Source organism: Acinetobacter sp. V2 (assembly GCF_001188385.1).
Taxonomy (GTDB): Bacteria; Pseudomonadota; Gammaproteobacteria; order Pseudomonadales; family Moraxellaceae; genus Acinetobacter; species Acinetobacter oleivorans.
Window position 1 is genome coordinate 55,203 of the sequence record NZ_JZFB01000002.1, and the last position, 6,440, is coordinate 61,642.

The 6,440-nt window shown below is 38.6% G+C and carries 7 protein-coding genes and 1 pseudogene; 6 read left to right on the forward strand and 2 right to left on the reverse strand.

Features of this window, described 5'->3' with window-relative positions:
* From UC75_RS20910 to UC75_RS09075, 6 genes and pseudogenes are all read left to right on the forward strand, one after another.
* On the forward strand, positions 1–478 hold a 478-nt coding region (locus UC75_RS20910), incomplete at its 5' end, for a helicase HerA-like domain-containing protein (RefSeq protein WP_228137238.1).
* 29 nt (positions 479–507) lie between these two features.
* Positions 508–620: pseudogene (locus tag UC75_RS18775) on the forward strand (hypothetical protein); the annotation flags it as partial.
* Positions 621–622: 2 nt separating this feature from the next.
* Positions 623–1,387, forward strand: a complete 765-nt coding sequence (locus UC75_RS09060; protein WP_049837383.1) for a globin domain-containing protein — start codon at positions 623–625, stop codon at positions 1,385–1,387.
* A gap of 85 nt (positions 1,388–1,472) precedes the next feature.
* Positions 1,473–1,910, forward strand: a complete 438-nt coding sequence (locus UC75_RS09065) for an RrF2 family transcriptional regulator (protein ID WP_005301222.1) — start codon at positions 1,473–1,475, stop codon at positions 1,908–1,910.
* 100 nt (positions 1,911–2,010) lie between these two features.
* On the forward strand, positions 2,011–2,787 hold the full coding sequence (gene yihA, locus UC75_RS09070) for a ribosome biogenesis GTP-binding protein YihA/YsxC (protein WP_004789642.1): 777 nt from the start codon (positions 2,011–2,013) through the stop codon (positions 2,785–2,787).
* A gap of 123 nt (positions 2,788–2,910) precedes the next feature.
* Positions 2,911–3,861, forward strand: a complete 951-nt coding sequence (locus UC75_RS09075; RefSeq protein ID WP_128825227.1) for a metal-dependent hydrolase — start codon at positions 2,911–2,913, stop codon at positions 3,859–3,861.
* Positions 3,862–3,906: 45 nt separating this feature from the next.
* Here the strand turns inward: UC75_RS09075 and UC75_RS09080 are convergent, their stop codons facing one another.
* A complete protein-coding gene (locus UC75_RS09080; protein WP_049837385.1) occupies positions 3,907–5,172 on the reverse strand; it encodes a dicarboxylate/amino acid:cation symporter in 1,266 nt (421 codons plus the stop codon).
* A 108-nt stretch (positions 5,173–5,280) separates the two neighbouring features.
* Positions 5,281–6,153: an acyl-CoA thioesterase gene (locus UC75_RS09085; protein ID WP_049837386.1), complete on the reverse strand. Its 873-nt coding sequence runs from the start codon at positions 6,151–6,153 to the stop codon at positions 5,281–5,283.
* Positions 6,154–6,440: the final 287 nt, after the last annotated feature.

Below are 6,440 nucleotides of genomic sequence, written 5' to 3' on the forward strand. Positions count from 1 at the left end.
TGAACTTGGTGTTGGTGAGGCACTCATTAGCTGCCTAGATGAGCAAGGTACTCCACAAATTGTTGAGCGTGGTTGGGTCATGCCTCCTTACTCTGCCTTTACACCAATCACTCCAGAAGAGCGTCAAGCTTTAATCTCACAAAGTATTATTGCTGGAGTTTATGAGCAGGTTGTAGATCGTGATAGCGCCTATGAAATGCTACAAAATAAAGTGGCTGAACGCGAACAACAGCAACAAAATGCCGAACTTGCCAAACAACAAGCGAAAGAGCAAGAAACCCTAGCAAAACAGCAGGCGAAAGAGCAAGAAAGATTGGCACGTGATCAATTAAAAGAGGAAGAACGAGCAGCACGCGAAAGAGCTAAACTCACCCAAGATATTGTTGGAACTTTTGCAAAAAGTGCTGCGCGCAGTTTAGGAGGAAGTACAGGTCAAAAACTTGTTCGAGGCCTACTTGGTTCTTTATTTGGTAAATAAAAATATTTAATAACATAACGTTAATTTAAGGGGATTTTATATCCCCTAATTTTTTTATGGTTTTTCTCGGAAAGCTATTGCCATTACTTTTTTAAAGATGTATTTTAAATACATCTTATATAGCCAGATAAATAAGGTCTAGCCATGACTCCACAACAAATTGAACTTGTTAAATCTACTGTACCGGTTTTACGTGAACACGGTGTTACGCTGACTACATACTTTTATAAGCGTATGCTTAATAACAATCCCGAATTAAAAAATGTTTTTAACCTAGATGACCAAACTAGCTTACGTCAGCCGCGTGCGCTTGCAGCTGCGGTTCTTGCTTATGCAGAAAATATTGAGAACCCTACTGTTCTAGCCAAAGCTGTTGAACGTATCACCACTAAACATGTGAGCTTAGATATTCAGCCTGATCAATATGCAATTGTTGGTGACAACCTACTTCACTCAATTAGTGAAGTACTTAATGTCCCATTTGAATCAGAACTTATCGAAGCGTGGAAGCAAGCTTATCTACAATTGGCAGATATCTTGATTGGCGTTGAAAAACAAAAATATAAACAACTTGAGAGCTTAAAAGGTGGATGGGCTGGCTGGCGTCCATTTGAAATTACACAAATTGATCCTCTTGAATCTGGCAAACGTTTCACTTTAAAAGCAACTGATCATGAGGACGTACTAACCAGTCCTGCAAATGCTTTTATTTCGGTTAAGGTACAAGTCCCAGAGCAACAGCTTGAACAACCCAAAGCTTTTAAATTTACAGAAGCTCAAGAAAACAACTCATATCACTTTGAAGTTCAGCCTGAAGAAAATCATACTGAATTTTCAGTTTCAAATATCTTGCTTGAGCATTATAGAGTTGGCGATCAAGTACAGGTTTCAGCTCCTTTAACGCTGTAATGTAAAAACCTCTTGCCTGAAAGTTTTCTTATTTAAACTTTCAGGCTAAGATGATCATCCTTTTTCTCTTCCATTTTTGGTGATCATGCAGCTTAATAAATTTACCGATTATGCATTACGAATATTAATGTATGTTGCACGCCCAAGTGATGCACCCTACACGATTGCAGAAATCGCGAAAGATTTGCATGTTTCACAAAACCATCTGGTTAAAGTTGTTCACTTTATGGGCAAACAAGAATGGATTATTACCATTCGTGGAAAAGGCGGTGGAATTCGCTTAAATCCAGATGCACTTAACTCCAATCTAGGTTCAATTGTTCGAATATTACAAGGCGACAATCAAATCGTTGAATGCAATACACCACCGTGTGTATTACGCAGTCACTGTGGTTTAAAAGGTATTTTAGATCAAGCTTTAGAGAGCTTTTATCAAAGCCTAGACCAATACACACTCGGAGAAGTTTTGCAGCAATCAAAATCTGCTCCCGCCAACTCCCCTATTGCCTTTTTAGAAATCTAACTTCTATTGATTTTCATAAGTTGATTTATTGAAAATTAGCAAGAATACCCAAGCTCCTTTATACTAGGCGCGAGCCCTCTCATTTAAAAAGTTATTTTTTATGCGTCGTAGTGAAAAATCGAAAGACACCAAAGCCAGACTCGCACCCAAGCAAAAGATCAGCTATGAAAAAGCACCAGATCCGGCGATCACAGCCTATGCTGTGCAATCTCTAAACTGGTTACGCCAAGCTGAGTTTCTAATGAGTGCACCTAAATTGGCACTTTGTGTTGAAGATAGTGGCTACGAAATTGCTTTTGCAGGACGCTCAAATGCTGGTAAGTCTAGTGCTATTAATGCATTAACTAATCAGAAACAACTTGCCCGTGCTTCTAAAAAGCCTGGTCGTACTCAGATGATTAACTTCTTTAGTCTAGGTAATCCTGATCAGCGTTTAGTCGATCTTCCAGGTTACGGTTATGCAGCTGTACCTGAAGATATGAAAAAGGTGTGGCAAAAAGAATTAGAAAACTATCTAATTCACCGTAAAAGCTTACAAGGCTTAGTCTTACTTATGGATATTCGCCATCCTCTACAACATTTTGACATGATGATGCTAGAGTGGGCTTATTCGCGTCATCTATTCGTTCATATTCTCTTAACGAAAGCAGACAAACTTAATCGTGGTCCTGCAAATAAAGTATTGCTTGAAGTTAAACAACAACTTAAAAAAATGAAGCTTGATTTTTCCATTCAGCTTTTCTCTTCACTTAACAAATTAGGTTTGGAAGAGCTTGCAAGTGTCATGGGTGGACGTCTACATTTCACGCTTGATCAACAACCAGAATTTGATGTCGATTCAATCCCTGAAGCGACAGATGAAGATGCTGAAAGCTAAATTGTCATAACAGATACAATTTTTTCATTAAATTTATACTCAATTGTCCCCTATTGCTAAACACAAATGTAGGGGCTTTTTTTATACTCGTTATAACTTCATCGAGTTAAAAATCAGGACTAAATGATGAAATTGTTATCTTTTTTGAAGAACAAGGCTTTAGGTTCTTCTATTGATTATAAAATTCTTCCACGTAAAGTGAAATTTGACTGGAAAGATACCCCTGTCGACTGGATTCCTAATCAGCCTTTCGCAAGTTATTTTATTAATGAAATTAATAACATCTTGCCTGCTGGTGAGTTCTGGTTTTGCCGTTTGTATAACAAGGTTTTACCGCAAATCACAGATGAAAAACTCAAGCAGGATGTACAAGCATTTATCCGTCAGGAAGCTATGCATGCCAATGCACACAACTCTGCAAACAAAGAATATTTAAACGTACGTAATATTGATATCCAGAGAAATCTGGACATCATGAACTATTTATTTACGACAGCTTTGGCAGATAAGCCTTTTGATAAAGAAGTTCCAAATTTCTTACAAGGCCAATGGGATTTATTCCGTTTAGGCGTTGTTGCCACTGTTGAACATATGACCTGTGTGCTAGGTAAATATGCTCTATATAATAAGCGCTGGGAAGAATTAGGTGCTGACCCTGAAATGGTCGATCTAGTGAAATGGCATGGTTCAGAAGAAATTGAACACCGTACCGTAGCCTTTGATTTATATCGTCATCTTGGTGGAGGCTATATTCCGCGCTACTATTTAAGCCTTGCTGTGATTGTGCTGGTACTTGGTTTATGGGTAGACGGCGCTGCACACATCATGAAACAAGATCCACGCTTTTCAGATGCCGCTAAATCTAGATTTTTCCCAGTGTGGGTTGCTTTAGAGTGGTACAAAATTAGCCGAAAAGATAATCAGATTCTACCAAACCCAATTTGGCTTATTTCACAACAAATTGATTACCTCATGCCTTGGTATGATCCAGTCAAAGAAGGTAGCACTGAAGACGCGGTTAGCTATTTATCGCAATCTCCAGCAGCAAAAAGAGCAGAACTTCAAGCAGCTTAAAAATAAAAAAGCAGGATTTAAATCCTGCTTTTTTATTTCGAGATATTAAACACTGATATCTTTATCTTTCGTATAGCGATCTACGACCACACTAATCATCATATCGCCCTGCACATTTACCACCGTTCTCACCGTATCTAATAAGCGGTCAATTGGCAGTAAAATGGCAATTGCTTCAGCTGGTAAACCTACTGATTGTAAAACCATAATCATAGTCACCATGCCAGCGCTCGGAATTCCAGGAGCACCAAGTGATGCGATCATTGCTGTCAAACACACAATAATTTGCTGTGTCAGGTTTAAATCTAGACCCACCAAATTTGCGACAAACAGTGCAGCTGCCGCCTCATATAGAGCAGTACCATCCATATTAAGCTGAGTACCAAGTGGTATAACAAATCCCGCTGTTTGAGGGCGTACCCCTAAGTTTTCTTGTGCACACTTCATGCTAAGTGGCATCGTGGCAGAACTAGAACTGGTTGCAAATGCTGTAATTAATGCTGTACGTGTTCCTTTGAAAAAAGTCCAAGGGCTCATGCGACCAAAAATCCAAAGCAGTAGCGGTAAAACAACAGCACCATGGAAAATGGTTGTACCTGTTACAACAACTGCAAACTCAGCCAAACGACTTAATACTGAAATGTCTTCGGTTGCCATTAACTTTGCTAATAAAGCAAAAATACCCAAAGGCGCTAATTTCATGATCCAGCCAACGAGCAGCATCATCATTTCAAAGAACTGGTGGCTCAATACACGAATACTTTTAAAACGTTCCCCACCCTGCACCAAAGCAACACCAACAAATAAAGCAAAGACCACAACGGCTAAAACGTTACCATCACTAAATGCTTTAAATGGGTTAATTAAAGTATTTTGAATAAAATTTGTGAAAAAACTTGCTGGGTTTAAACTATCTGGTGCTTGATAATTTTGCATAGATGTCTGAAAAATAGAAATATCTATGCCACGTCCAACCTCAAATAAATGAGCACAACTAATACCTAAAATTAAGGCTAAAGTTGTTGTAGTTAAACAGCATAAAAATGTAATTTTCCAGACTGGCCCTAGCTGCCCGCCCGCTTGTAGGTTTGATACCCCTACAACAATCGAACTGAAAATTAAGGGCACCAAAAGCATTTTAAGAAGCCCGATAAAAACACTACTTAATATTCCAAGCCCATATAAACTATGTTTTACAAAAGCTGTGTCTGGATACATGGTGAGTAGGAAACCAAAGGCTAAACCTAAAATGGCGGCAATCAGAATTTGTGTATTTAAGTTCATATCAGCATTATTTTTTTCAGTTGGCATACCTATTTACAATATGACATGAGGTTGCTTTTCATTCGAGCAATTTTTTGTCACATCGTTCCCATTAAAAATAAAAAAGCCATCTGGTTAGATGGCTCTTCAATAGGACTATTGGGTTTCAATTTCCCGCAAACGAATTAAACCCTCTTGTACGGTACTGCATACAAGTTGGCCATTTTGCCACATACGACCAAAATTAAGACCTCTTGAAGCCGCACTCACTGTAGCTTCCATGTCATAAAGCATCCACTCATCAGCACGAAGTGGACGGTGGAAATAAATTGCATGATCAATACTTGCACATTGCAAACTTGGAGAAATATAACTTAAGCCATGCGGTCTTAAAGCCGTGGTCATTAAGGTAAAGTCTGAATAAAAGGCAACAATTGCTTGATGCAAGGCAATATCATCTAATTGTTTTGGAATACGATCATGGGTACGAATATAGTGCGCATTATACGGCGCTTCAGGTTGTGGCTGAAACGGGTTTACCGGATCAATTGGGCGAATTTCTACATGACGCTCACGCATGAAGCTAGCACGAACATTTTCAGGTACAAAGTTTAAAATACCCTGTTTTAGCTCATTTTCAGATTTAAGCGTTTCCGGTACAGGATACTCAGGTTCTTGATGTTGATAGTTCAAGCCTTCTTCTGAATTGGCAAAAGAGACCATTGCTGAAAATATAACTCGCCCATGCTGAATCGCACGAACTTGACGACTTACAAAGCTTTTTCCATCCCGTAAACGGTCTACTTCATAGATAATTGGGGCATTAATATCGCCACCATACAAAAAATATGCATGTAAAGAATGCGCTGGGCGATCCGTTGTATAAGATGCTGCACGTAAAGCCTGACCCAAAACCTGTCCACCAAAGACACGTTTACCGACAAGATTACGGCTTATGCCACGGTAAATATTTTCTTCTAGCTTTTCTAAAGTGAGCAGCTCGACTAGTTCTTGGGTTAACGCATTCATGAGAGATACCTTCATATTTCAGGTAAAAAATCGTATTAAAGGACAGATGTGTAGAATCTATTGTGCCATAAAAAACTATTTGAACATGGAACAATCAGTCAACTTCTGATGAACATTGCTCATATAACAGCTAAAAATACGATTTTTAACGATAAAATATGCCAAAAGCATTATAATTTATAAGAAAGTAGCATATTGTTTTTTTTAATAAATGCCTCAAAATAATTACCCTCCGCATTTGGTGCTGGGATTTGTCTTTAAGAAGTAGGAGTTCTTATGTCCAAGAG

Coding starts and splice junctions, on each gene's coding strand:
- UC75_RS09060 (WP_049837383.1), top strand. CDS start 623: ATGACTCCACAACAAATTGAACTTGTTAAATCTACTGTACCGGTTTTA.
- UC75_RS09065 (WP_005301222.1), top strand. CDS start 1,473: ATGCAGCTTAATAAATTTACCGATTATGCATTACGAATATTAATGTAT.
- yihA (WP_004789642.1), top strand. CDS start 2,011: ATGCGTCGTAGTGAAAAATCGAAAGACACCAAAGCCAGACTCGCACCC.
- UC75_RS09075 (WP_128825227.1), top strand. CDS start 2,911: ATGATGAAATTGTTATCTTTTTTGAAGAACAAGGCTTTAGGTTCTTCT.
- UC75_RS09080 (WP_049837385.1), bottom strand. CDS start 5,172: ATGCCAACTGAAAAAAATAATGCTGATATGAACTTAAATACACAAATT.
- UC75_RS09085 (WP_049837386.1), bottom strand. CDS start 6,153: ATGAATGCGTTAACCCAAGAACTAGTCGAGCTGCTCACTTTAGAAAAG.